The organism is Nocardioides malaquae (assembly GCF_015070385.1).
Taxonomy (GTDB): Bacteria; Actinomycetota; Actinomycetes; order Propionibacteriales; family Nocardioidaceae; genus Nocardioides; species Nocardioides malaquae.
Window position 1 is genome coordinate 1 of record NZ_JADCSA010000948.1, and the last position, 246, is coordinate 246.

Below are 246 nucleotides of genomic sequence, written 5' to 3' on the forward strand. Positions count from 1 at the left end.
TAACTCGACCATACTCTATACTCGCAGTGTGGCGCGGCGTAGCATGGCGCAACGCATGGCTATTTGAAAAAGGAAAATGTCGTGGCAGAACAAACTATATTCAGCAAAATTATTCGTCGTGAGATCCCCTCCGATATCGTCTACCAGGATGATCTGGTAACGGCGTTTCGCGATATTTCGCCGCAAGCGCCAACGCATATTCTGATCATTCCGAATATCCTCATTCCGACTGTGAACGACGTCTCA

At 48.0% G+C, this 246-nt stretch carries 1 protein-coding gene; it reads left to right on the forward strand.

The genetic code is table 11. The features are described from left to right. Window positions 1-81 precede the first annotated feature (81 nt). Window positions 82-246 (forward strand): HIT domain-containing protein (locus IEQ44_RS16375; RefSeq protein WP_193639470.1); only part of this gene is annotated, 165 nt, incomplete at its 3' end.